At 54.4% G+C, this 23,910-nt stretch carries 20 protein-coding genes; 4 read left to right on the top strand and 16 right to left on the bottom strand.

The window, feature by feature from the left end:
* Nucleotides 1-312 precede the first annotated feature (312 nt).
* Nucleotides 313-1,626 carry a glutamate/aspartate:proton symporter GltP gene (gltP, locus tag G4551_RS21895; RefSeq protein WP_003031773.1) on the top strand — a complete coding sequence of 438 codons (1,314 nt, stop codon included), beginning with the start codon at nt 313-315 and terminating at the stop codon, nt 1,624-1,626.
* 104 nt (nt 1,627-1,730) lie between these two features.
* Here the strand turns inward: gltP and yjcO are convergent, their stop codons facing one another.
* The 7 genes from yjcO to G4551_RS21860 all read right to left on the bottom strand — a co-directional run bounded on the left by yjcO (nt 1,731) and on the right by G4551_RS21860 (nt 11,892).
* Complete coding sequence (gene yjcO, locus G4551_RS21890; RefSeq protein WP_003031775.1) at nt 1,731-2,420, bottom strand: Sel1 family TPR-like repeat protein YjcO; 690 nt, start codon at nt 2,418-2,420, stop codon at nt 1,731-1,733.
* A gap of 103 nt (nt 2,421-2,523) precedes the next feature.
* Nucleotides 2,524-4,671, bottom strand: a complete 2,148-nt coding sequence (fdhF, locus tag G4551_RS21885) for a formate dehydrogenase subunit alpha (RefSeq protein ID WP_080602221.1) — start codon at nt 4,669-4,671, stop codon at nt 2,524-2,526.
* 204 nt (nt 4,672-4,875) lie between these two features.
* The gene (locus G4551_RS21880; RefSeq protein WP_032941068.1) at nt 4,876-6,336 is read right to left on the bottom strand and encodes an MdtP family multidrug efflux transporter outer membrane subunit; all 1,461 of its coding nucleotides are present in this window, start codon (nt 6,334-6,336) and stop codon (nt 4,876-4,878) included.
* Nucleotides 6,333-8,372 carry a multidrug efflux transporter permease subunit MdtO gene (gene mdtO, locus G4551_RS21875; RefSeq protein ID WP_003841081.1) on the bottom strand — a complete coding sequence of 680 codons (2,040 nt, stop codon included), beginning with the start codon at nt 8,370-8,372 and terminating at the stop codon, nt 6,333-6,335. The genes G4551_RS21880 and mdtO overlap by 4 nt, the downstream gene beginning before the upstream one ends.
* Nucleotides 8,369-9,403, bottom strand: a complete 1,035-nt coding sequence (mdtN, locus tag G4551_RS21870; protein ID WP_003841082.1) for a multidrug transporter subunit MdtN — start codon at nt 9,401-9,403, stop codon at nt 8,369-8,371. The genes mdtO and mdtN overlap by 4 nt, the downstream gene beginning before the upstream one ends.
* Nucleotides 9,404-9,422: 19 nt before the next feature.
* Nucleotides 9,423-9,698: a YtcA family lipoprotein gene (locus tag G4551_RS21865; protein WP_032938239.1), complete on the bottom strand. Its 276-nt coding sequence runs from the start codon at nt 9,696-9,698 to the stop codon at nt 9,423-9,425.
* Between the two features lie 208 nt (nt 9,699-9,906).
* The gene (locus tag G4551_RS21860) at nt 9,907-11,892 is read right to left on the bottom strand and encodes an alkyl/aryl-sulfatase (protein ID WP_003841086.1); all 1,986 of its coding nucleotides are present in this window, start codon (nt 11,890-11,892) and stop codon (nt 9,907-9,909) included.
* A 292-nt stretch (nt 11,893-12,184) separates the two neighbouring features.
* Here G4551_RS21860 and G4551_RS21855 point away from each other — a divergent pair, with 292 nt between their 5' ends.
* Nucleotides 12,185-12,916 carry a response regulator transcription factor gene (locus G4551_RS21855; RefSeq protein WP_003841088.1) on the top strand — a complete coding sequence of 244 codons (732 nt, stop codon included), beginning with the start codon at nt 12,185-12,187 and terminating at the stop codon, nt 12,914-12,916.
* 48 nt (nt 12,917-12,964) lie between these two features.
* Here the strand turns inward: G4551_RS21855 and G4551_RS21850 are convergent, their stop codons facing one another.
* The 6 genes from G4551_RS21850 to G4551_RS21825 form a co-directional block, all read right to left on the bottom strand.
* On the bottom strand, nt 12,965-13,969 hold the full coding sequence (locus tag G4551_RS21850) for a carbohydrate kinase family protein (protein WP_085951598.1): 1,005 nt from the start codon (nt 13,967-13,969) through the stop codon (nt 12,965-12,967).
* A complete protein-coding gene (locus tag G4551_RS21845; protein WP_003031787.1) occupies nt 13,966-14,826 on the bottom strand; it encodes a ketose 1,6-bisphosphate aldolase in 861 nt (286 codons plus the stop codon). Before G4551_RS21845 ends, G4551_RS21850 begins: the two co-directional genes overlap by 4 nt.
* Nucleotides 14,827-14,840: 14 nt before the next feature.
* Nucleotides 14,841-15,524, bottom strand: a complete 684-nt coding sequence (locus G4551_RS21840; protein ID WP_003841092.1) for a D-lyxose/D-mannose isomerase — start codon at nt 15,522-15,524, stop codon at nt 14,841-14,843.
* A 120-nt stretch (nt 15,525-15,644) separates the two neighbouring features.
* The gene (locus G4551_RS21835) at nt 15,645-16,586 is read right to left on the bottom strand and encodes an ABC transporter substrate-binding protein (RefSeq protein WP_003826688.1); all 942 of its coding nucleotides are present in this window, start codon (nt 16,584-16,586) and stop codon (nt 15,645-15,647) included.
* 88 nt (nt 16,587-16,674) lie between these two features.
* Nucleotides 16,675-17,670, bottom strand: a complete 996-nt coding sequence (locus G4551_RS21830; RefSeq protein WP_003841094.1) for an ABC transporter permease subunit — start codon at nt 17,668-17,670, stop codon at nt 16,675-16,677.
* On the bottom strand, nt 17,663-19,186 hold the full coding sequence (locus G4551_RS21825; protein WP_003841096.1) for a sugar ABC transporter ATP-binding protein: 1,524 nt from the start codon (nt 19,184-19,186) through the stop codon (nt 17,663-17,665). Before G4551_RS21825 ends, G4551_RS21830 begins: the two co-directional genes overlap by 8 nt.
* 114 nt (nt 19,187-19,300) lie before the next feature.
* Between G4551_RS21825 and G4551_RS21820 the strand changes: the two genes are divergently transcribed.
* Entirely contained in the window at nt 19,301-21,565 is a 2,265-nt protein-coding gene (locus G4551_RS21820) for a hybrid sensor histidine kinase/response regulator (RefSeq protein ID WP_003841097.1), read from the top strand.
* Nucleotides 21,566-21,634: 69 nt separating this feature from the next.
* Nucleotides 21,635-21,964, top strand: a complete 330-nt coding sequence (yjdP, locus tag G4551_RS21815) for a DDRRRQL repeat protein YjdP (RefSeq protein ID WP_003031807.1) — start codon at nt 21,635-21,637, stop codon at nt 21,962-21,964.
* Nucleotides 21,965-22,165: 201 nt separating this feature from the next.
* Here the strand turns inward: yjdP and phnP are convergent, their stop codons facing one another.
* Genes phnP through phnN form a run of 3 tightly spaced genes read right to left on the bottom strand, consistent with a single transcriptional unit; the run spans nt 22,166 to nt 23,908 of the window.
* Nucleotides 22,166-22,924 carry a phosphonate metabolism protein PhnP gene (gene phnP, locus G4551_RS21810; RefSeq protein ID WP_003841100.1) on the bottom strand — a complete coding sequence of 253 codons (759 nt, stop codon included), beginning with the start codon at nt 22,922-22,924 and terminating at the stop codon, nt 22,166-22,168.
* Between the two features lie 8 nt (nt 22,925-22,932).
* Nucleotides 22,933-23,367, bottom strand: coding sequence for an aminoalkylphosphonate N-acetyltransferase (phnO, locus tag G4551_RS21805; protein ID WP_003031809.1), 435 nt, complete (start codon nt 23,365-23,367; stop codon nt 22,933-22,935).
* Complete coding sequence (gene phnN / locus G4551_RS21800; protein ID WP_003841102.1) at nt 23,354-23,908, bottom strand: ribose 1,5-bisphosphokinase; 555 nt, start codon at nt 23,906-23,908, stop codon at nt 23,354-23,356. Before phnN ends, phnO begins: the two co-directional genes overlap by 14 nt.
* Nucleotides 23,909-23,910: the final 2 nt, after the last annotated feature.

Raw genomic sequence — 23,910 nt, 5'->3', positions numbered from 1 at the left:
CTGTTTAAAAAACAGGCAAACGAACAGGTGAGCGAAAAAAACTCACGCTATGACTTCTTCATTTTTGAACATATTAAAATTCTTTTATAACAAAAAGTTATTCATCAATACCGCGATAAAATTGCATTTTTATGCATAAATTCAGCCAAAAGCCCTGTTCTTAGAGGGTTGCGCGGAATGCCATGCAGATGATAATGATAATAAGCGTTAAAAAACTCCATAAACGAACGCAACACAATTCATACCCTTTCAGTATGTACTATTCCCACACACCGCATGTGGAATAGCGCTCCATCGAGGAAGTCCGTTGTTATGAAAAATTTGAAAGTCAGCCTGGCATGGCAGATTCTAATCGCCATGGTGCTGGGCATTCTGCTAGGGAGTTACCTGCATTACCATAGCGACAGCCGCGAATGGCTGGTGGTCAACCTGCTGTCTCCGGCGGGCGATATCTTTATCCATCTGATCAAAATGATCGTCGTGCCGATTGTTATCTCCACGCTGGTGGTTGGTATTGCCGGGGTGGGTGATGCAAAACAGCTGGGCCGTATTGGCGCCAAAACCATTCTCTATTTCGAAGTGATCACCACCGTAGCGATTATTCTTGGCATCACGCTGGCGAATGTTTTCCAGCCGGGTTCCGGGATTGATATGTCGCAACTGGCGACCGTGGATATTTCGAAATATCAAAATACCACCGCAGAAGTGCAGAGCCACGCGCATGGCCTGATGGGCACGATTGTGTCGCTGGTGCCGACTAATATCGTCGCGTCGATGGCGAAAGGCGATATGTTGCCGATTATCTTCTTCTCGGTGCTGTTTGGTTTAGGCTTGTCTTCACTACCAGCAACCCACCGCGAGCCGCTGGTGACTGTGTTCCGCTCGATTTCAGAAACCATGTTTAAAGTGACCCACATGGTGATGCGTTATGCGCCAGTCGGTGTTTTTGCGCTGATTGCTGTGACCGTCGCGAACTTCGGTTTTGCCTCACTGTGGCCGCTGGCGAAACTGGTGCTGTTGGTACATTTTGCCATCCTGTTCTTCGCGCTGGTGGTGCTGGGGATTGTGGCGCGTATCTGCGGTCTGAGCATCTGGATCCTGATCCGCATTTTGAAAGATGAGCTGATTCTGGCTTACTCTACCGCCAGTTCCGAGAGCGTACTGCCGCGTATTATCGAGAAGATGGAAGCCTATGGCGCACCGGCTTCAATCACCAGCTTTGTGGTGCCGACCGGCTACTCATTCAACCTTGATGGTTCAACGCTGTACCAGAGTATTGCCGCGATCTTTATTGCGCAGCTGTATGGTATCGACCTGTCGCTGTGGCAGGAAATCGTGCTGGTGTTGACGTTGATGGTGACCTCGAAAGGGATTGCGGGCGTGCCGGGCGTCTCCTTCGTGGTACTGCTGGCTACGCTTGGCAGCGTGGGGATCCCGCTGGAAGGCCTGGCGTTTATTGCCGGTGTTGACCGTATCCTCGACATGGCGCGTACCGCGCTGAATGTGGTGGGGAATGCGCTGGCGGTGCTGGTTATCGCCAAGTGGGAGCACAAATTTGACCGCAAGAAGGCGCTGGCTTACGAGCGCGAGATGCTGGGTAAATTTGATAAGACCGCTAATCATTAATTAATGAAAGATTGCCGGATGGCGCTGCGCTTATCCGGCCTACGGAAGACGGTGAACTGTAGGCCGGATAAGGCGTTTATGCCGCCATCCGGCAATGCAAACCATTACCCGTTTGTTAACTTTTCAAACTCTTCACAGCCGGTATCGAACCCTTCCATACAGCTCAGATTCAGCCAGTGTAGCGCCTTCTGTTTATTCTTCACGATAAAACCCTGCTCGCCGTTTAAGAACATCATTCCGGCCCAGTACTCGGAATAACCGGTGCGGGAGATGGCGGAGCTGCGTTTGAAATACCATGTCGCTTTTTCATCGTCTGCGGGGATCCCCACGCCGTTGGCGTAAATCAGCCCGAGCAGCATTTGCGCGTCGACGGCGGAGTCATTTTCCAGATCTTCAGAGGCGTTTTGCAGCAAGGTAATGGCTTTGGGGTAATCTGTGTGTCCTGCCTGGGTGTTGACCAGAATCCGCGCCAGGGTCAGTTCTCCCGCTTTACTGCCCGCTTTGGCTGCCTTTTCCGCCAGCGTTTTGGCTTGGGGGTAATCCAGACTGACCGGATTCGTAATTTTGATTTGCGCCAGGAGCGCGCAGGCGTCGGCATCGCCATTGTCGGCGGCTTTTTGCGCCCAATACTCGGCTTTGCTCAAATCGCCCGAACTGAACCAGGTATCGGCAAGAAAGTACTGTGCGCGACGGTCCCCTGCCTCAGCGGCCTGTAAGTACTGGCTTCCTGGCTCAGTATCACTGGCATGGGCAAAGAATGTCATAAAGAACATCAATGCAATGAGTTGTTTCATTTTGAGTTTTATTTAGGGTACGGAATGAACAGTATAAAGAGATCGTATGGATAAAAAAACAGCCTCCGGGCGGAGGCTGTTGCAGAACAGGTACGTAAACGGACTAACCCATCGCGCTTTCGCGCAGACTGGCTTTCAGCTTGTTGTACTCATCAATAACATACTGCTCGGCAGCGCGCTGATCGGCAATGCGTTCAACGTTAACGGCACAGTACTTATACTCTGGCGTTTTGGTAATCGGGCTTAAGTTCTCGGTTACCAGCTCATTACATGCGCCAATCCACCACTGGTAGGTCATGTAAATCGCGCCTTTGTTTGGACGATCGCTGACTGCCGCACGGGTAATGACCCGACCTTTACGCGAGTTAACCCACACCAGTTCTTCGTCCTGGATGCCCAGGCGTTCTGCGTCGGCGGTGTTGATCTGGGCATAGCCCGGTTCATCCGCCAGCGCGGCCAGCGCCGCACAGTTACCGGTCATCGAACGGCAAGAGTAGTGGCCGACTTCACGCACCGTAGACAGTACCATTGGGTACTCTGGGGTGAGTTTGTCGATTGGCGCTACCCAGTCGCAGGTGAAGAACTGCGCCAGGCCGTTCGGGGTGTCGAACTTCTCTTTAAAGAGATAAGACGTCCCCTGATCGGCTTCTGAGGTGTCGCGGCAAGGCCACTGGATATAACCCAGCTCGCCCATTTTCTCGTAAGTGGCACCGTAGAAATCCGGGCACAGATGACGCAACTCGTCCCAGATTTCCTGGGTGTTGTTGTAGTGCATCGGATAGCCCATACGGGTGGCGATTTCACTGATAATCTGCCAGTCCGTTTTCAGATCCCACTTCGGCTCAACGGCTTTAAAGAAGCGCTGGAAGCCACGGTCAGCCGCGGAGAATACGCCTTCATGCTCACCCCATGACGTAGACGGTAAAATAACGTCTGCGGCAGCGGCGGTTTTGGTCATGAAGATATCCTGCACGATGACCAGTTCCAGATCCTCAAAGCCTTTGCGCACTGCGGAGAGTTCAGCATCGGTCTGTAATGGATCTTCACCCATGATGTACGCCGCGCGGACTTCGCCATGCGCAGCACGGTGCGGCAGTTCGCTGATGCGATAACCGGTATGTGCAGGAAGACTTTCCACGCCCCAGGCTTTAGCGAATTTCTCGCGGTTTTCCGGGAACTTAACGTACTGATAGCCCGGATAGGTATCCGGCAGCGCGCCCATATCGCATGCGCCCTGAACGTTGTTCTGACCACGAACCGGGTTAACGCCCACGCTTGGCTTACCGAGGTTGCCGGTCAGCATTGCGAGGCTGGTCAGTGAACGCACGGTTTCCACGCCCTGATAGAACTGGGTAACACCCATACCCCACAGGATAGCCGCGCTTTTTGCCGTGGCATACATACGTGCAGCCTGACGAATATCCTGCGCGCTAACGCCAGTGATATCTTCGACGGACTCCGGCGTGTAGCCTTCGACAATCTTGCTGTACTCTTCGAATCCTTCCGTACGGGAGGCGACGAACGCCTGGTCGTACAGTTTTTCTTCGATGATGACATGACCCATGGCGTTGAGCAGCGCGATGTTCGAGCCGTTTTTCAACGCGATGTGCATGTCGGCAATACGCGCGGTTTCAATTTTGCGCGGATCGCAGACGATGATTTTCGCCCCGTTACGTTTAGCGTTAATCACGTGATTCGCCACGATCGGGTGGGAATCCGCCGGGTTATACCCGAAGATGAACACTAAATCTGTGTTATCAATTTCATTGATAGCATTACTCATTGCGCCGTTACCGACCGATTGGTGCAGACCTGCAACCGATGGGCCGTGTCAGACGCGAGCGCAGCAGTCAACGTTATTGGTACCAATAACGGCGCGCGCGAATTTTTGCATTACATAGTTGGTTTCGTTACCCGTACCGCGAGATGAACCGGTCGTCTGAATAGCGTCCGGGCCATACTTCGCTTTGATGGCGCTCAGACGAGTGGCGACGTAATCAAGCGCTTCATCCCAGGAAACAGATTCCAGTTTGCCGCCACGCTGGCGACGGATCATTGGGGTTTTCAGACGAGGGGTCAGGATCTGGGTATCGTTGATAAAATCCCAGCCATAGTAGCCCTTCAGACACAGAGTACCCTGGTTGGTTTTCCCCTGCGCCGCTTCAGCCCGGACGATTTTGCCGTTATCGACCACCAGGTTGATTTTGCAACCTGATGCGCAATATGGGCAAACCGTGACGACTTTTTTCATCGGTCTCGCTCCAGTTAATCAAATCGCGCATACGCGCTGTCGCCCTCAGTATGCATCTTCTATGCCACTTTTTTATTGTGGGCATTCCCTGATATTACGGGTGATTTTTGGTCAAAACCCTGACGAAAAACAGGCTGTCGTCATATTTGACGTGACGAAAGAAAATGCCGCGTGACGGATATCACGCGGCGAGGTCGGAGAACGCTACTTCTTGTTAGCAGGGGCTTGATAACCTCCGCCAAGCGCTTTGATGAGTTGAATATTCTGCATGAGTCGTTGGGTATCTATGACCAGGAGCGACATATCTTCTGCGATCACGGGTAATTTGGCCTCTGTTGCCAGCAGGCGACTGCTCAGGCCTCGCTGGTAAGCCGCGTCTGCTGCTGCTTGCGTGTAATGCGTGGCATCTACGCGTTCCATCTGCATTACCCGTTGTTCATTGAGCGTTTGCAGACGTGTTCCGTTAATCGCGACATCGCGCACTGCATTGAGCACCGACTGGTTGTAGCGCTCTATCATCATATTGCTGGTTGCGCGGGCGCCTTCCAGATTGGCATTCAGACGACCTCCGTCAAACAGCGGTAAACGCAGGCCGGGGATGAAGTTGATCTGCCTGCTGGTGCTTTTGAACAGTTGATCGATATGGATAGCGTCTAAACCGAAGAAGACTTTGATATCAAAGCTCGGATAAAACAGGGCGCGAGCGGCCTCGACCTGGTTCAGCGAAGCCTGCACATACCAGCGCATAGCCTGCAAGTCCGGACGCCTGGCAAGCAGGTCGTAGGAGAGCGTTGCGGGTATTCCTGTATCGACAGTTGGCAGTGCGACCGGTTTGATTTCAGGCAGATCTTTTGCGCCGGCACCGATCAGCGCCCGGAGTGATTCCCGAGTTTCTTTGATTTGTCCTTCAACCGCGACGATTTGCTTGTCCACTGCCAGCAATTGCGCACGTGCGCCATGGTACGGTACTTTTGCTTCCAGCCCGTGAGCGACCTTACTCTGGTGGGCCTTCACGGCATAATCAATAACATCGTGGGTCTGCTGCAACAAATCAAGCATCTGGTAGCTGGCTTGCATACTGTAATACAGCTGCGCGACGCCGGTCGTCAGGGAGAGTTCCACTGCTGCGGTTTCGGCAATCACGGCATTTTGTGCGCCAATAGCTGCCGCGACAGCGGAACGATGCTCGCCCCACAGGTCGAGATCCAGTCCGGCGACCAGACCAATCGTCGCTTCAGTGTAGTAGGGGCCGTCCATCCCTAATCGTGGCGCATCCAGCGCGTAGGGGCCGAGGAAGCCGTTGGCAGACGCTCGCTGGCGGTTAACCATGCCCAGCGCTGCCATCTGGAGCTGAGAACGCCCTTCCAGCAGTTCAGTCTGCGACTGCGCTTTCTCTTCACGCAGCTTCACTTCGGCGAGGTTATGGGAGCCAGACAGCGTTGCTTCAATAAGCGAGTTTAGCTGTGGGTCGTTAAACTGCCGCCACCACTGTGCCTGTGGCCATCCTGAGCTTGCCAGATGAATGTCTTTAGCCAGTGAGATCTGCTCAGGCTGTAATTGCGGATGTGGTGCAGAATCTTTGCGGATCAGTGCACAGCCGGAAAGGACCGTTGCGCCGCTGAGTATGCCGCAGAGGAGTAATCGAGGGAGATATCGGTTCATTATTGGGAGGTTCCTTGCTCCTGCTCGCTTGCTGGTATTAGCGTCGGGTGAGTCCAGTCGGGTAAACAGGTTATCTGCTGTATGATGCAGCGCTCCTGTTTGGGTAACGTTGGTAAAATGTCTTGAGATGGGGACAGGTTTTCAATCGACGGCGGAAGGCTGGATGCTGTTGCCAGGTCGGCTGCGTATTTTTCCAGCGCATCGGCCAGGTGTGTTGCGCTCTCCAGCAATACCGCGTTATCCAGCGTCGGGGCGTCATTTCGGGTGGTATCCCAGGTATAGAGAATGTCACGGCCCAGGTGAATAACGCGCTGACTACGTTGAATAAGCGCTATGCGTTCATCGCCGGGGAGTTGGCGTTCCAGCGCGACCCTCTCGCACATTTCATCACAGGCGTTAAACGTCGCATGGAGACCAATACGCATCTGAAGATAAGTGCGCATGAGAACAGCATCCTGCTGACGCGGGATCCGCAGTAATTTGCTGAGCAGTCCCAGCGAGCTTGCCAGTTTTTGTGGCAGCGCTTTGGCTTCGCTTTCCGGCCAGACAAAGGTGTAGATCACCGCGGAAACAAGAGTGCCGATCAAAATGCCGAAGGCGCGATCGCGGATTTCCACCAGGTCGTAGGTTGGGCCAAAGACGTTTTCAAGTGTTGCCAGCGCGAAGGTGACGACCATTTGGGTTCCGATATAAGAGGAACGTTCTGAACCGGTGGCAATCCAGGCACCCATCAGGAAAAGTGGCGCCAGCACCAGGAGAAGTTCGACGATATTGTCCAGCCAGGGCATGACAAAAATCGTCATCAGCAGGGCCAGAATTGCGCCGAAAAATGCTCCGCCGAAGCGCAGTGCCATCTTCTGGTATGACGAGCCGATACTGGGGTTCGCGACAATAATGCAGGTCAGCATACAGGTGTGAATGCCTTCCCAGTCGGTACCGGAGTAAAAGACATAGCAAATCAGACATGCCAGCAGTGTTTTTAACGCGTAGCGAATATAGCCTGGGTTGGTGAACGCGTCAGATACCATTGAGGGCGATTTAGCGACAGGAGCTGGCGGCGTATTAGGGTCCATGTGACCAAGCTGTAGCAGGGTTTGGCACAGGGGTTCCAGGCCGCATTCGCGGGCCGTTGCGGCTTCTGCCTGACTGAGTTCCCATTCACTTTGCCAGGGCATACCTCGAGCAACCGCATCTTGCAGTGCGGTTATTTCACGGCACAGTTTCTGCTGGAGATCGCGGGTTGCCGGGTTATGTGCCGTGAAATCGTAGCGATTGAGCGTAGTGTACAGATAGGTGGTTGTGGCAACGCAAGCCTGCCACCAGGCACTTTTTTCTCGCCAGTCTGCGTCATCTGCCAGACAAAAGATGTTCAGCTTTTGCAGCGCCAGCACTTCTCGTTCGATGTATTTTTCCGCAAGCGGTGTTGTCGGTGCCGTCAGGTAATTGAGGGCATCACCCAGCCTGGCACGCAGGGCTTCGCGCATTTGGTTGACAGCGCGGCTGGGAAACCACAAAACGGCGATCAGCGTCATCAGTAGCGTGGGGTACAGACCAACGACGATGCACCATAACGTCAGGCGAACGACGACCTCGGGGTAGTCGAGCATGCCGGGGAAAGATTGCCCGTATATTGCAACAATCGACACGGCAAAGAAAACCAGCCCCAGACGATGGGTTCGCATCAGGAACATGCAGGCCAGAACGATCAGGCTGGCAATGATCAGACGGACCAGAGGGTAGCTATAAGACCATTTGTAGATCAGAAATAAACTACCTATCTCTAATGCTGTGGCGACGACGAAGAGAATCGCCACGAATTTGGTATAGAAAGCATTGGACTGGATACCATAAAAGAGTACGGCAAGCGAAAGCGCCAGGAAGGGGATCTCATAGGTCATCGAGATCAGTACCACCAGCAGGCAACCCGCCCAGAGCTGCATGATTTGTGGGAGTCTTCCGGGACGTTGTTCGCTTAATTCTTCGTGAAAAAACGCCAATAGCCTGACCAGTGGCAGAGGCAAACAGTTAAGTGCTTTCATTTCTGTGGCTCAAGGGTAGCAACCGCCGATGCGCCGATGCGAAACATCTCTTCATCCGGTTTATCTACCACGATTTTTACCGGGAAGCGTTGGGCAACGCGAACCCAGTTGATAGAGCGGGAAACACGCGGCAAACCGCCCAGCACCATACCGCCATCATCAGGTAATACACCGTAGCCGATTGAATCCACTTTACCGACAAACACTTTGCCGCTGTCGCTCATCAGGCGAACATTGGCTGGTGTGCCTGCATGGATATTTTTCAGCTCTGTTTCGCGAAAATTGGCGATTACGTACCAGTGACGGGTGTCAATCAGGGTAAAAATGGGTCGCATGGCGGAAGCAAACTGCCCGACGGAGGTTTTTAATGCCACCACGCGGCCATCGAAGGGTGCGCGTACTGTTGCCATTTCAAGATGTAGTTTGGTCAGGGCGATATCGGCTTCTACGGCGATGCGCTGAGCTACCAGGGCATCAACGCCACTCACCGCGCTGGCAGCCTGCTGCGCCTGTAATAACACCGCATTAAGATCTGCCGCTGAGGCGCGTTGTGCCGTTCTGGCGCGATCAACATCTTCCGCGGAGACAAAACCTTCCGTCAGTAGTGGTTCGGTACGGCGCAGAGTATCGCTGGCTTGCTTAGCGGCTGCTCGCGCTTTTTCTACCGTAGCCCGTACGGAGTCAGCACCATATTGTTGTGCATCTACGCTGCGCTGGGTCAGCATGATCTGTTTATCCAGAGCGGCGAGGGACGATTGTGCTTTTGCCAGATTCGCTTCATAGATACGGGGATCGATACGAAACAGCACATCACCTTGCTTGACCTGCTGGTTATCGGAAACAGCCAGTTCGACAATGCGACCACTGACTTCTGGCACGACATCAATGGTGTCGGCTGAGGCGTAGGCGTCATTGGTCGCGGGTGAGCTATCCAGTTTCCAGATGACGAAGACCAAAATAATCAGCGCAAGTACCACCAGCATCAGCGCGGGAAGTTTGTTACGCGGAGCTTTTTTCGACGAGCTTTCCATAGGGGCGTCTCAAAATAAGTTAGAAAAATACCAGCCAGAACAGCATGGAGTAGAGGGCAAAAAGGGCGGTATAAATAATCCCGATAAAGGCCAATCCGCTATATTTATGCAGAATAACTTTTCGGGTTATGAGTGTCAGGATGACGCCGCCAATAAGGCAGAACAGCCAGTCGGGATAGTAAGCACCGATGACCGGAATGGCGGTAGAGAAGTTGCATCCTGTTAATAATGGCAGCGAGAGGAACCAGCCTATTATTCTCAGCGGTATCACAATGCTGGAGTTAACCGTTTGCATAACAAAATACATCCTGTTTATCGCGAACAATATCCTGAGTGAATATAAAGCGTCAGCAGTATGGCAATTTTTTAACGAGATAAAATATCTTTGCATGCCCACCGAGTTCATAATTCATTTATTTATTCTATTGTTTTTGCGATTGCACATTGTTGTGTGAATAAATATGCTTCCAGAGATTGAAAATATCTCTGGAAGCGGCTTGTTATTAATTGGGTGTAACGACATTAACCCACAAATCAAATTGATCCAGCATCGCTATCACTTCATCCAACTTCGCGGCTTTGCCAATCACTTTGACTTTCTTCGCGTGTACCAGATCGCTCATTTTCACCTGGCCTGTCAGCACGTCGTGCAGATCTGTACGGCTGATATAGAATGAGGTGTCGGCATCTGGTTGCAGGGTCTGACGATGATTGAGCACGCTGTTGTTGAGCGTCAGATTCAGGTTCTCGCCTTTGTCCAGGTTGAAGTTCAGGCTGATGTGTTTACCTGATGCTTTCTCACTGTCCAGACGAACGGCCATGTAATCGAGCAGCATTTCTACGCTCATGCCGTTGATGGTGTCCGGAGAATTGGTGGTGCCGTGTGTAAATTTACGCACGCCTTCACGCAGTTCTTTCGCGCCGGTGAGGTAGAAACCGCGCCAGGTGGCGGACTCGGCCTGATAGCCCAGTTGTTCAAACGCATTCGCTTGCAGATTCTTAGCCGCCTGGTTGTCTGGTTCAGCGGAAATCACGTGCTTGAGCAGTTCTGACGTCCAGCGATAATCACCCTTGTCATAGGCTTCCTGAGCCAGCTCAATGGTCTGTTTTGCACCACCCAACGCTTTGACGTAGCGTTTACCCATATCTGTCTGTCCGTAAGGATCCAGATTTGCCGGGTTGCCGTCGAAGTAGCCGAGGTAGAAGTTGTAGACCGCACGCGCGTCATGGCTGACCGAACCGTAGTAGCCACGACTGGCCCAGTTATTGGCGAGCGTTGGTGGTAGTTGAATCATGTTGCCAATCTCATTCATCGTATAGCCTTGGTTAGCCATATTCAGAGTTTGATCGTGGATATACTTGATGGTGTCGCGATATTTACCGATATAGTCGTTAATATGCTGATTACCCCAGACGGGCCAGGTATGCGGCATAAACAACACTTCTGCCTGGCTGCCCCACATATCAAGTGTTTCGTTCAGATACTCGGTCCATTTGCTGGTATCGCGTGTTTTTGCACCGCGTAGCGTATAGAAGTTATGCAGCGTGTGCGTCGTATTTTCTGCCGTACAGAGCGCTTTGAGCGCCGGAATATATAAGTGCATTTCGGAAGGCGCCTCGCTGCCTGGCGCCATCAGGAAATCGAACTCCAGGCCGTCGATGACTTTTTTCTCACCGGTTTTGATGATTGATTGGGTTGGGGCAATGATGGTCGGTAGACCTGTTGTCAGCGTGACGCCCAGACCGTTGCCGATATTTCCTTGTGGGTTACGAGGCAGAAGCAGGCCGTAGGAGAACAGAGCACGGCGACTCATAATATTGCCCAGCAATACGTTTTCGCTGATGGCTTCTTCCATAAAGCCTGCCGGGGCGAGAATCTGCACTTTGCCAGATATCACGTCATTTTCAGAGACAATGCCTTTCACACCGCCATAGTGATCGGTATGGCTATGGGTATAAATAACGGCAACAATCGGTTTTTGCGGACGATGTTGATAGTAGAGGTCCAGGCTGGCTTTTGCTGCCCCAGCGGTAACCAATGGGTCGATAACGATAATACCTGTATCACCTTCGATAAAAGTGATATTGGAAATATCCTGGCCGCGTACCTGATACATCCGTTCAGTGACTTTAAACAAGCCCGAAATACCGTTGATCTGCGACTGTCGCCATAAGCTGGGGTTTACTGTTTCTGGTGCAGGGGCATTGATATCAAACTTATAATCTTCTGCGCGATAAAAGGGTTTTCCGTCGGCATTTTTAAGAATACCTTGGTTAGGCAGTGGTGCGATAAAACCACGCTGCGCATCGTCAAAATCCTGGCGATCGGCAAAAGGTAATGATGTTAAATAATGTTGATTCTGTTGCTTTGTATATTGTGACGCTGGTTGGGATAACTCACTGGCAAGTACAGGATTAACTAATATTCCGGTAGTCGCGACCAATGCAATAAAAATCCTGCTCAGGCGGAACGGCTGAGATTTATTCATATGAATCTCCATTTATCATATGTACTGTGAATTTATTAAAATGGTAAATGTCGCTGCTTTAATTTTGTCATTATCATAAGTTCGAATGGTTTATTTTAAAGAAAGGAAGTGTGATCTGCGTAGTTATTCTTATTAGGTATTTGTGCCCAAAGTGCTGAGCAGAGGAAAACCTATTATGTTTACTGAATAGTGTGACAAGGATTATATTTTTATCAGATAGATCATGTGTGCTCTTTCACTTCGCCTGATATTACTCACAATAAGATGATAACGAAGTGGACGGAGTCGAATGATGAAACCCGTTGTTCTGGTTGTGGATGATGACGTGGCAGTCTGCTCGCTTTTACAGGATGTGCTGAACGAACACGTCTTTGCGGTGACCGCTTGTCACACCGGACAGGAGGCGTTGCGCTGCATTGAGACTCATCCGGAGATCGCGCTGGTATTGCTGGATATGATGTTGCCCGACATCAACGGTCTGATGGTGCTGCAGCAGGTGCAAAAGATGAGGCCCGGATTACCGGTGGTGATGCTGACCGGGCTTGGTAGCGAGTCGGATGTGGTGGTCGGGCTGGAAATGGGCGCTGACGACTATATCGGTAAACCGTTCAATGCGCGGGTGCTGGTGGCTCGGGTAAAGGCGGTGCTCAGACGCGTTGGCGTGTTAACGGCAGAAAGCGGCGGGCCACAGACCACGGGGCTTTCTTTCAATGGCTGGCATCTCGATACCGCCGGTTGCCAGCTTCGTAATCCTCAGCAATTGAAGGTGGACCTGACGCAGGGGGAATACAGCCTGCTGTTGGCGCTGGCCCAAAATGCCCGCCGGGTGCTGAGCCGGGAACAACTGCTGGAGCTGACGCGTAGCGACAGTGTTGAGGTGTTTGACCGCACCATTGACGTGTTAATCATGCGCTTGCGGCGAAAAATAGAGATTAACCCGCATCAACCGATGTTGATCAAAACCCTGCGCGGGTTGGGTTATGTGTTTGCCGCTGACGTGCAGCATCACGATAAGGCGGCGTGATCGTGTGCACTTGCCGGATGCGGTCGTAGGCCTGATAAGCGCAGCGCATCAGGCGTCAACCATTTCTGCTTTTAGCTCTGCCAGCGTCTTCGCGCCGTCTATCGCATTGGCGCACAGCAAGCTTGCCCGCGCACAGGCGTGTGCCAACCTGACGCTGTCCGTCAGCGACCAGCGCTCATGACAGCCATACAAAAATCCGGCGCAAAACGCATCACCCGCCCCGACGCTGCCAACGATCTCCTCCTGCGCCAGGTACTGCGACGGGATCCAGACGCCCGGCAGATCCGGCGCTTCACCCCAGGCACCCTCCGGACAGTGAATAACCACCCGCTGGCGTACGCCTGCATCCAATAATTCGCGCGCGGCGGTAGCGATATGCGGGATATGCAGCTCGCTGTTGGGCTGGCGGATCTCCAGCCCGCTAAATTCTCCGGCTTCCAGCTCGTTAATCACCAGATAATCGAGATGGCGCAAGGCTGGCATCACCAGTGGTTGGTAGCGCGGGTCGCCCTTGCGTGAGACCAGATCCAACGACGTTTCAAAGCCGTTGTCGCGCATTTGCGCCAGCAGCCTTGCGCTACGCGTCCCGTACTCCTCATCCGGCATGTCCAGACTGTCGAGCAGCAGCAGATATCCCAGATGGAAGATTTTCATCGAGGTATCCAGTTGCTCAAAAGCGGGCAAATCCAGCAGTCTGTTGGCGCCCGGCGAGTGGAAAAAGGTGCGCTGACCGCTGGGATCGGTCATCACCTGCGACATTGACGTGGGCGCGAATGTCGTGCGCTGCACGTGTTGGCGATTAACGTGATACTGCTCCAGCATCGCCATGATGTAGTCGCCATCGCTGTCCTGACCGATTAACCCCACCGCCTGCAACGGCAGCCCAGTGTGCATTTTTGCCAGCGTTAGCAGCACATTAAGCGGCGCACCGCCCGTGGCGCGTTCGCTACGGGTGATTTCCGCCAACCAGCCGCGTTCCGGCCACTGCACAATTTGATGCACATGATCGACCAGCATGTTGCCTGCGGCGATAACGCCTTTGCGTTCCATCAGACCCGTCCCGCGCTGCCAAAAATGCGCATCTGTTCTGAAACGGTATCGGTAATGGCTTCCTCAATGCCGAGCAGCAGTTCAGCGAATTCGTCGTATAAGGGCTGACGATTCGCCATCCGCGTCTCCACTGCCGACAGCGCCGCCTGCGACATGCCGGTATAGAAGTTGATTTTGTGAATGCCGAGTTCAATTGCGCGCTTGAAATCGTCGTCGCTGATGCCGGAGCCACCGTGCAGTACCAGCGGGATTGCCGCCTGCTGGCGAATGGCGTCCAGACGCGGGAAGTCGAGCAGCGGTTCGCCTTTATATTTGCCGTGGGCGTTGCCAATGGCGACCGCCAGCGCGTCAATCCCGGTTCTGTCAACGAAATCACGCGCCAGCATTGGGTCGGTAAACAGTGATTCGTCGGCATGACCGTACAGCGCACCGCCTTCATCGCCACCGACTGCGCCCAACTCAGCTTCCACCGACACGCCGACGGCGTGGCACATCTTCACCACTTCACGGGTCTGACGGATATTTTCTTCGTACTCCAGCGTGGAGCCATCGAACATCACTGAGCTGAAACCTAAGCGTAACGCTCGCACCACCGACTCAAAGTGCAGGCCGTGGTCAAGATTCAGCACTACCGGAATGTCATGCCGCGCGGCTTCGAATTTGACCGCTTCGACCAGAGAATCTAGCGAGATATATTTAAAATGCACCTCGGCAATGTTGATAATAAACGGCGAACGTTCTTGCTTTGCTGCGGCAAACAACGCGCGCAGGAAATGTGAATCCAGAACGTTAAACGCCCCTAAGGCATAGCGGTGCTCGCGGGCATGGGCAAGGCCATCAGCGAGTGAGATCAACGGCATAATGTGCTCCTTGGTTAGCGGAACAGGCGATATTCGTTACACAGTACCAGCAGCGCCGGTTCGTCTTCTTCAATGTCGTTGTAGCGGGAAATCGGTTGCAGAAAATGGTTGTCGTGGTCGTCGTCATTAACAGAAGAGACCTCGCCAACCAGCACGTCGCCAAAACCTTCTTCCGCCCAGAAGCTGTGATACAGGCCCGGCGGCAGGCATATGCTTTCACCCGGCGTCAGGCGCAGTTGACTGCCTGCGGTATGGGTTTGCCGGCAGCCGTCAATTACCACGCTAACGTCGCTGTCTTCCGTTTGCTCGCGGATCCCTGCATTCCACAGTTCTACAATGAGATTGCCGCCGCCGCGATTGATAATGTCTTCGCGTTTGCGCCAGTGAAAATGCATCGGCGTGGCCTGTGCATCGCGAACATGCATGATTTTCTCGGCGTAGCATTTCTCGTAAGGCATGCCTTTCGGCGAACCATTACGCAGGGTGAACAGCGTTAATCCTTGCGCGGCGAAATTGTTGCCGCCAAACGCGGTGACATCCCAACCGAGCTTAAGGTCGAACACTTCGCTCCAGGCAGCGGCATCAAGCTTGCGCCATTGGGTCGGGGGGAAGCTGGCAAAAGGGGGGAGATGCACGTCGTGCTGAGAGAAAAACTGGCGCGTGTGACCAAGGATCTCGTTTATTGCGGAGCGTTTCATCGGCAGAATCCTCCTTAATATAATGCCGGATGGTGCCGCGCTTATCCGGCCTACAAATTCATAGCGATTTTGTAGACCGGATAAGGCATCTTTGCCGCCAACCGGCGTTGTTGTGGCGGGCTATTTAACCGTCCAACCCTTATAACTGCCGACGTTGTTTTTATCGATCATCGTCACTGGGATCAGCACGGGTTCTTTCGGGGCGGGTTTCCCCTGCAATATGTCATAGCCGATTTCAACTGCTTTGGCAGCCATCACCTGCGGATCTTGTGCCGGAGTCGCCACAAATAGTGAGTTTTCGCGCTTCAGCGCTTCTTCACCGTCTGGGGATCCATCTACGCCGACAATAAAGAATTCGCTACGCTGCGCCTGTTTTGCCGCCAGATCGGCGCCGATCGCCGTGGGATCGTTAATGGCGAATACGCCGTCGATCTTCGGATTCGCCGCCAGCAACGCGGTCATGATCTCCAGCCCGCCTTCGCGACTGCCTTTGGCGTTTTGGTTATGCGACAGTACCTTGATGTCCGGGTGGCGTTTAAACTCAGTCTGGCAGCCTTCCACACGGTTCTGGACGGCGGAAACCGGCGGCCCGTTGATGATGACGACGTTGCCTTTCCCTTTCAGACGGTCGGTAATGTATTTACAGGCCATTTCGCCTGCCTGAGTGTTATCGGAAGTAATGGTCGCGTCTGCGCCTTCCGCCGCTACGTCAACGGCAACCACCACGATCCCGGCGTCTTTCGCGCGTTTAACCGCCGGGCCGATGCCTTTGGAGTCGGCGGCGTTAAGGATAATCATGTCGACTTTGGCGGCAATAAAGTTGTCGATTTGCGACACCTGTTGCCCCAGATCGTAGCCGCTGGAAACCAGCGTGACTTTAACGCTATCACCTGCCAGTTTGCGTGCTTCCAGCTCCGCGCCTTTGGTGATCTGCACGAAGAACGGGTTGGCCAGATCGCCCACCGTAACGCCGATGGATTTCAGTTCTTTTGCCTGCACAAATGGAGCTGCAGCAAGCAGGGCGCCAGCACAGAGCGCGGTCACTAATGGCTTCAAACGCATACTCGTTTCCTCACGTAGGGTATTGTTGTTATACGCCTGATGGCGCTGCGCTTATCAGGCCTACGAATGAGTAGGCCAGTAAGCTTGTCTATACACTTTGATGGTGTCGGGTACGGTATTTGTCGATCAGCACCGCTATGATGATCACCGCCCCTTTGATCACCAATTGCCAGAAATAGGAGACGCCCATCAGCGTCATGCCGTTATTGAGCGTGGCAATGATCAACGCCCCCACCAGCGTGCCGGTGATGGTGCCGATCCCGCCAACAAAGCTGGTGCCGCCGAGGATCACCGCCGCGATGGCGTCCAGTTCGTAACCCATACCTAAGTTGCCATTGGCGCTGTACAGTCGCGAGGCGCTCATCACCCCGCCAAGACCTGAGAGCAAACCGCTCATGCCGTAGACGAACAGCAGCACCAGCCACACTTTGATCCCGGTTAAGCGCGCGGCCTGCATATTGCCGCCAACCGCATAGATATGAACGCCGAGCGTTGTGCGCCTAAGAATGAACCAGCACACCACCACCACCGCCAGCGCAATGACCACCAGCCACGGAACCGGACCGAGATAGTTGTTGCCGATCCACTCAAAGCTGATGTTGGAGTTAATCACCGTGGTGCCGTCCGCCAGCAGATAGGCCGCGCCGCGCAGCGCCGTATAGGTTCCAAGCGTGACGATAAACGGCGGCAGGCCGGCAAAAGCGACCAGCGCGCCGTTAAACAACCCCAGCACCATGCCGAGCAACAGTGCGGCAGGGACTGACAGCATGGCAAACTCCGGGATCAGCGAAACCACCATCGCTGCCACTGCGGTGGTGCCGAGAATCGAACCAACCGAAAGATCGATGCCGCCGGTTAAAATAATGAAGGTCATGCCAGCGGCCAGCACGATGTTGATCGACGCCTGGCGGGTAATATTCAGCAGGTTGCTTTCGGTAAAAAAGTTAGGCGCGATAAAGCCAAACACCGCCACTATCAGGATGAGAATCGGTAAGATACCGACCGTTTGCATCAGATCGCTCATCAGCATTTTTTTTGCGGAGGCGGATTTCGCCACCTGCTGGGGAGTGGTTGGATTATTCATGGGGCACCGCCTGATGATGGGAGTCGTTCACGCCGGTTGCCAGCGTCATAATATTTTCCTGGGTAATACTTTGTCCGTTCAGCTCGCCGGCAATACTGCCTTCGCGCATGACGTACACGCGGTCGCTCATCCCGACCACTTCCGGTAGTTCGCTGGAGATCATCAGGATCGCCACGCCTTTGCGCGCCATATCGTTCATGATCCGGTAGATCTCGCTTTTGGCGCCGACGTCCACGCCGCGCGTCGGTTCATCGAGGATCAAAATGCGTGGCCCGATCGCCACCCAGCGCGAAATCAGCAGCTTTTGCTGGTTGCCGCCGGACAAGCCGCCTGCGCGGACCTGGGCATGCGGGACGCGAATATTGAGCAATTTGATGGCGTCATCAGAAATCGCCTGCGCCTTTTTGCGATCGAGCATGCCCCAGTTCGCGTCACGTTCCAGCGTTGCCATGGTGATGTTTTCTGCCGCTGCCAGCTCTAAAAATAATCCCTGCTCTTTGCGGTTTTCCGTCAGAAAGCCAATGCCGTGGTCAATTGCTTCGCGCGGGGAGTGGATCACCACCGGTTCACCGTCCACTTCAATCATGCCGCCGATGGCTTTGCGCACGCCAAAAATCAGCTGCGCCAGTTCAGAACGCCCGGCGCCAACTAACCCGGCCAGGCCGACGATCTCCCCGGAACGCACCAGCAAGCTGCACGGCTGGACTTTATGGCCGTCGGTAAGGTGATGGACGTTGAGGCGTGCTTTACCTAAGGGAATGTCGCGCTCTTTGTTGAACAGGTCGCTCAACGGACGGCCCACCATCATGCGCACTAGCTCCGAGGCGTTGAGTTTGTCGCGGGTCAGGCTGCCAACATATTGCCCGTCGCGCAGGACGCTGACGCGATCGGAGAGTTCGTACACTTCCGCCATGCGGTGGCTGATGTAGATAATCGCCATCCCCTCATCGCGCAGGCGCATGATCAGTTCAAACAGGCGGTGGGTTTCACGTGAGGAGAGGGCGGCGGTGGGTTCATCCATCACCAGAATGCGGCTGTTACGGTGCAGGGCACGGGCAATTTCAACCTGCTGCTGTTCGGCGATGGTCAACGTCATCACACGGTCGCTGGCCTTAAACTGGGCGCCGAGTCGATCGATGACTTTCTGTGACTGCATGACCATCTCTTTACGCTGGACCAGACCGCCGCGCGACAGCTCGCTGCCAAGAAAGATATTTTCTGCCACCGTCAGGTTCGGCGCGAGCTGCATCTCCTGATAAATCAGCGTGATGCCTGCGCTCAGCGCATCTTTGGGACCGCGAATGTGAAACGGCTGACCGTCAATCAGGATTTCACCGCTGGTGGCGGTATAGGCGCCCGCGAGGATCTTCATCAGGGTGCTTTTCCCCGCACCGTTCTCGCCCATCAGGGCATGAATCTCGCGCGGCCAGACCGTTAAATCGACCCCTTTCAGCGCGTAAAATTTGCCAAACGCTTTAGCAATGTTGCGCATCTCCAGAACCGGTGTCCTGCTCATGGCGGATCTCCTGTGGGGTGGCCGATATCAGCAGTCCATCACAGGAATGTAAATGCAAAATGTCAGAAGCCGTTCATATTTGTCATATTGCGATTTTTCTTCACGGAGCGTGATATGCCGCAACCGGGACGTCACTTTTTCGCCAGTGCGCGTGGACGATTGCTGTTCTTCAATCTGCTGGTGGTGGCGGTCACGCTGATGGTGAGCGGCGTGGCGGTGCTGGGGTTTCAGCACGCAAGCCAGATCCAGGAGCAGGTGCAGCAGCAAACCGTTGACGACATGACCGGCAGCATGAACCTGGCACGGGATACGGCGAACGTCGCGACAGCGGCGGTGCGGCTGTCGCAGGTAGTCGGGGCGCTGGAATACAAAGGGGAAGCGGAGCGGCTGCAGGAGACGCAAAGGGCGCTGAAGCAGTCACTGGAACAACTGGCTACCGCGCCGCTGGCACAGCAGGAGCCGGTGCTGGTCGAGCGAATTATCCAGCGCAGCCAGGAGTTACAAAGCAGCGTAGAAGGTATGTTGCAGCGCGGTCAGCGGCGGCACCTGGAACGTAACGCGCTGCTCAGTTCGCTGTATCAAAATCAAAGCTATTTACGTCATCTGCAAAAGCTCACCGGCGCGCAGGACGATGTGCTGCTGGGGCAGATGGACCGCTTAATTGTTGCCGCCATCGACACGCCCACGCCGCGTTCGGTGGTGAAACAACTGGATGCAGTGATGCCCGCTCTTCCCTTGCTGCATGCCAATCCGCTGATTAGCGGTATCCTCAACGACTTCAACCAGGAGCTGCATAAGCTGGAGCCGCTCTCCTCCGCGCTGGAGCAAAGTGATTTGGCCATCAATTGGTATATGTTCCACATCAAAGCGTTGGTGGCGATCCTCAACAGCGATATCAACCAGTATGCCTCGCAGGTGGCGCTGATCTCAGAGCAGCGGGTGGCGCAAAGCCATCAGGAACTGCAATCCGGCGCGTTGTTTATTTTAGTGTTTGCACTGCTGGCGGTGGTGATCACCGGTTTTGCCGGGTGGTATATCTACCGTAATCTCGGCTCCAACCTAACGGCCATTTCGCGGGCGATGACCCGACTGGCGCACGGTGAATCAGACGTCAGTGTCCCGGCCCTGCAGCGGCGCGATGAGCTGGGCGAGCTGGCCCGCGCCTTTAGCGTCTTTGCCCGCAATACCGCGTCGCTGGAGCACACGACCCGGCTGCTGAAAGAAAAAACCACGCAGATGGAAATCGACCGCACCGAGCGTCAGGGGTTGGAGGAAGCGCTATTGCATAGCCAAAAGCTGAAGGCGGTAGGGCAACTGACGGGCGGATTAGCCCATGATTTTAATAACCTGCTGGCGGTGATTATTGGCAGCCTGGATTTGGTGGATCCGGATTCTCCCGACGCACCACGGGTCAATCGGGCGCTAAAAGCCGCCGAGCGCGGGGCGCTGCTTACCCAACGGCTGCTGGCCTTTTCGCGCAAACAGTCATTGCACCCTCATGCGGTGGAGCTGAAAACGCTGCTGGAAAACCTGGGCGAACTGATGCGCCACTCTCTTCCGGCCACATTGACGCTGGAGATTGAAGCCCAGTCGCCTGCCTGGCCCGCGTGGATTGACGTCAGCCAACTAGAAAACGCCATTATCAATCTGGTGATGAACGCCCGTGACGCCATGGACGGGCAGGCGGGCACGATAAAAATCCGTACCTGGAATCAACGGGTTACGCGCAGCGATGGGCGTAAGCAGGACATGGTGATGCTGGAGGTAGCCGACCAGGGAAGTGGGATGTCGCAGGCAGTGAAAGCGCAGGTCTTCGAGCCCTTTTTCACCACCAAACAGACCGGCAGCGGCAGTGGGCTGGGGCTGTCGATGGTTTACGGTTTTGTGCGCCAGTCCGGTGGCCGGGTGGAGATTGAAAGCGCCCCCGGGCAGGGAACGACTGTCCGGCTGCAACTGCCTCGCGCCGTTGTTCCGGTGCAGGCTCAAGTGGAAGCGGTAGCGCAACACACAACGACTAACGATGAAAAACTGGTGTTGGTGCTCGAGGATGAGGACGATGTACGCCAGACGTTGTGCGAGCAATTACACCTGCTGGGCTACCTGACGTTAGAGGCCGCCAACGGCGAACAGGCGATGCATATGCTGGCGGCTTCATCCGAGATTGATATTTTTATCAGCGACTTAATGCTGCCAGGTGGTTTAAGCGGCGTGGATGTGGTTAACCATGCCCAGGCACATTATCCGCAGTTGTCCATCCTGCTGATGAGCGGTCAGGATTTACGCCCGGCGCATAACCCGGCGCTGCCGGATGTGGCACTATTGCGTAAGCCTTTTACCCGGGGAGAGCTGGCGCAGGCGCTGCGGCATTCGCGTAATTGAGATTCCTCCGCTACCCGCGCAAATACGCTTTGGTTACCGTGGGGCGAGTTTCTTGATGAGGCTGGTTTTATGCAACGCTCCGCGACATTCCTTCTTTTTAGTTTGCTGATGCTGACCACCGTATCGGCGCAGGCGGATATTATCGATGACGCCATTGGTAATATTCAGCAGGCGATAAACGACGCATACAAACCGGACAACGGGCGGGATTATGATGATTCCCGTGATGAAAGCTGGCAGCGCCAGATGAGTGACGACCGGCGCAGGCAATATGATAATCGCCGCCGCCAGTTTGAAGATCGACGTCGCCAACTGGATGACCGTCAGCGCCAGCTTGATCAAGAACGGCGTCAGTTAGAAGACGAAGAACGCAGAATGGAAGAAGATTACGATCGTTAACTGTAACTATCTAAATGTAAGAATATTTTATCCCCTGTAAGGGATTTCGCTGTCAGCTCAACATCTCGCCATTTTATGTTAATGCATGCACTTGAGCACAGTGCATGTATGCATTGCAATCTCTCTATGCTTATGGAAAAGTCGCCTGACTGTCGTCTTGTCGGCCGGATAAGATGTTTTCATCGCATCCGGCAAATTTCCTTACTCCAGCATAATCTCCATACCGTCATATCCTGCCTCAAACCCTGCGGGAAGCTGGTTTTCCATCATCCACAGGTCGAACTGATGGCTGATATGCGTCAGGATCACCCGTGGACAGCGGATAATGTCGTTCAACGCGATAACGGTATTTAAATCACAGTGATTGCGCGGTGGCTCGGCGCGCGGGGCATGGCTGCAGTCGATGATAATCACCTGGGGTTGGTTATTGTGGAGAAACTTCAGCGTCTTGTCGGGAAGTCCGGCGGTATCGGAGAGCCACGCCACGCGGCTATGTGCGGTCTCCAGCAGATAACCAAACGTCAGCTTTGAATGGTTGAGCGGTAGCGGCGTGACCTGCAATCCTTGCAGGTCAAACACTACGAATGGCGCGACGGTATGGCTAAAATCGAGGATACCGGGATGCTTAAACAGATCGTCGCAACCCTGTTCATCCGGCGGTCCGTACACCGGGATAGTCGCCCCCACGCCCCAGCGCAGCGGAAACAGCCCCTGCACGTGATCCATATGATAGTGGGTCAACAGAAACTGCTGGAAGCTGCCCGCTGGCCAGTCGTCCATCAGATGCGGGATCCCCGCGTCCAGCAGCGTCACCGCATTGTTGAATTTGACCACCCCGCTACAAGGGCGTCGACGATATTGCGCCTGTAAGCGTGCTCGTTGGCAGGCCGCACAGTCGCAGCCAAATGTCGGCACCAGCTGTGCGCCGCCCGTTCCCGTTAGCGTAATGGTCAGACTCATGGCTCCCCCTACAGCGGTTTGGTGAAGCGAAAATGGCTCATGGTATAGCCTTCGCGCTGGTAAAAACGGTGTGCGTCAAGGCGTTGGGTGCTGGTGGAAAGCTCGGTGACTTCTGCGCCCGCTTCGCGTGCGGCGGCTTCGGCCCAGGCCAGTAGCTGGCTGCCAACCCTTAACCCTCGCGCCTGCGGCATCACCACCAGTTCCTGGATTTCGCCAATCCAGTTGGCGTGGTGAAGATGAAACTGCAGGTGTAGACCGATCAAGCCGACGACCTGTCCGTCGATCAGTGCCAGCTGGTAGTGCATATTGGCATCTTGCAGATTAGCGGCGTAACCAGCGCTAAAAGCCTGCAGGTCAAATTGACCCTGCTTCAACTCGCAGATGAGCGCGTAAACCGCATCGGTATCGTAGAGCGTGGCGCGGCGTAATTCACAGACAGACATGTTTCTTCTCCTTGCGTCCCATCAGTGCGAGCAGTGTATCGACAGACTGTAGCAAACTACCATCGTTATTCAGGACGTGGCAGTCATACGGGGCGTAGCGGGCTGCGCGTTCAAGACGGGCGGCGATTTCCGTTTCGCTCTCCCGCCCACGAGCCTGCAGGCGCTGGCGGAGAATTGCCGGAGAAACCTGTAAGCAAATGGGAAGCAAAGAAGCGCCATAACGGGCCTGCGCCTGGGGCAGATGCGCACGCGAGCCGTTGACCACCACATCAAAACCAGCGTGCAGCCAGAGGTCTATCTCCACGCCGACGCCGTAGTAGAAACCGTTGGCGTGCCAGCTCAGCGCCAGCAGATTCTGCCCGGCGCGGGTAAAAAACTCTGGTTCACTTAGCGCAATATGATTTTCATTCCCGGCGTTGGCGGCGCGGGTGATGTAGCGATGCGCCACCAGCAGTTGCGCCGGTTCCTGCTGGCGCAATTCTGCCAGCAGACTGTCCTTACCGGAGCCGGACGGCCCCATCAGCCAGATCAGTTTACCCATAG

The organism is Citrobacter freundii ATCC 8090 = MTCC 1658 = NBRC 12681, assembly GCF_011064845.1.
Taxonomy (GTDB): Bacteria; Pseudomonadota; Gammaproteobacteria; order Enterobacterales; family Enterobacteriaceae; genus Citrobacter; species Citrobacter freundii.
The sequence above is the reverse complement of the archived record's forward strand: the minus strand, read 5'-3'. Positions and strand labels throughout refer to the sequence as shown.

What these genes read in the sequence shown, in the direction of transcription:
- G4551_RS21820 (WP_003841097.1), top strand. Translation starts at nt 19,301, where the DNA reads ATGCCGCAACCGGGACGTCACTTTTTCGCCAGTGCGCGTGGACGATTG.
- gltP (WP_003031773.1), top strand. Translation starts at nt 313, where the DNA reads ATGAAAAATTTGAAAGTCAGCCTGGCATGGCAGATTCTAATCGCCATG.
- G4551_RS21865 (WP_032938239.1), bottom strand. Translation starts at nt 9,698, where the DNA reads ATGCAAACGGTTAACTCCAGCATTGTGATACCGCTGAGAATAATAGGC.
- G4551_RS21860 (WP_003841086.1), bottom strand. Translation starts at nt 11,892, where the DNA reads ATGAATAAATCTCAGCCGTTCCGCCTGAGCAGGATTTTTATTGCATTG.
- G4551_RS21845 (WP_003031787.1), bottom strand. Translation starts at nt 14,826, where the DNA reads ATGCCGTTGATCTCACTCGCTGATGGCCTTGCCCATGCCCGCGAGCAC.
- G4551_RS21835 (WP_003826688.1), bottom strand. Translation starts at nt 16,586, where the DNA reads ATGCGTTTGAAGCCATTAGTGACCGCGCTCTGTGCTGGCGCCCTGCTT.
- phnP (WP_003841100.1), bottom strand. Translation starts at nt 22,924, where the DNA reads ATGAGTCTGACCATTACGCTAACGGGAACGGGCGGCGCACAGCTGGTG.
- G4551_RS21825 (WP_003841096.1), bottom strand. Translation starts at nt 19,186, where the DNA reads ATGAGCAGGACACCGGTTCTGGAGATGCGCAACATTGCTAAAGCGTTT.
- G4551_RS21855 (WP_003841088.1), top strand. Translation starts at nt 12,185, where the DNA reads ATGAAACCCGTTGTTCTGGTTGTGGATGATGACGTGGCAGTCTGCTCG.
- mdtO (WP_003841081.1), bottom strand. Translation starts at nt 8,372, where the DNA reads ATGAAAGCACTTAACTGTTTGCCTCTGCCACTGGTCAGGCTATTGGCG.
- mdtN (WP_003841082.1), bottom strand. Translation starts at nt 9,403, where the DNA reads ATGGAAAGCTCGTCGAAAAAAGCTCCGCGTAACAAACTTCCCGCGCTG.
- yjcO (WP_003031775.1), bottom strand. Translation starts at nt 2,420, where the DNA reads ATGAAACAACTCATTGCATTGATGTTCTTTATGACATTCTTTGCCCAT.
- yjdP (WP_003031807.1), top strand. Translation starts at nt 21,635, where the DNA reads ATGCAACGCTCCGCGACATTCCTTCTTTTTAGTTTGCTGATGCTGACC.
- G4551_RS21830 (WP_003841094.1), bottom strand. Translation starts at nt 17,670, where the DNA reads ATGAATAATCCAACCACTCCCCAGCAGGTGGCGAAATCCGCCTCCGCA.
- G4551_RS21840 (WP_003841092.1), bottom strand. Translation starts at nt 15,524, where the DNA reads ATGAAACGCTCCGCAATAAACGAGATCCTTGGTCACACGCGCCAGTTT.
- phnN (WP_003841102.1), bottom strand. Translation starts at nt 23,908, where the DNA reads ATGGGTAAACTGATCTGGCTGATGGGGCCGTCCGGCTCCGGTAAGGAC.
- phnO (WP_003031809.1), bottom strand. Translation starts at nt 23,367, where the DNA reads ATGTCTGTCTGTGAATTACGCCGCGCCACGCTCTACGATACCGATGCG.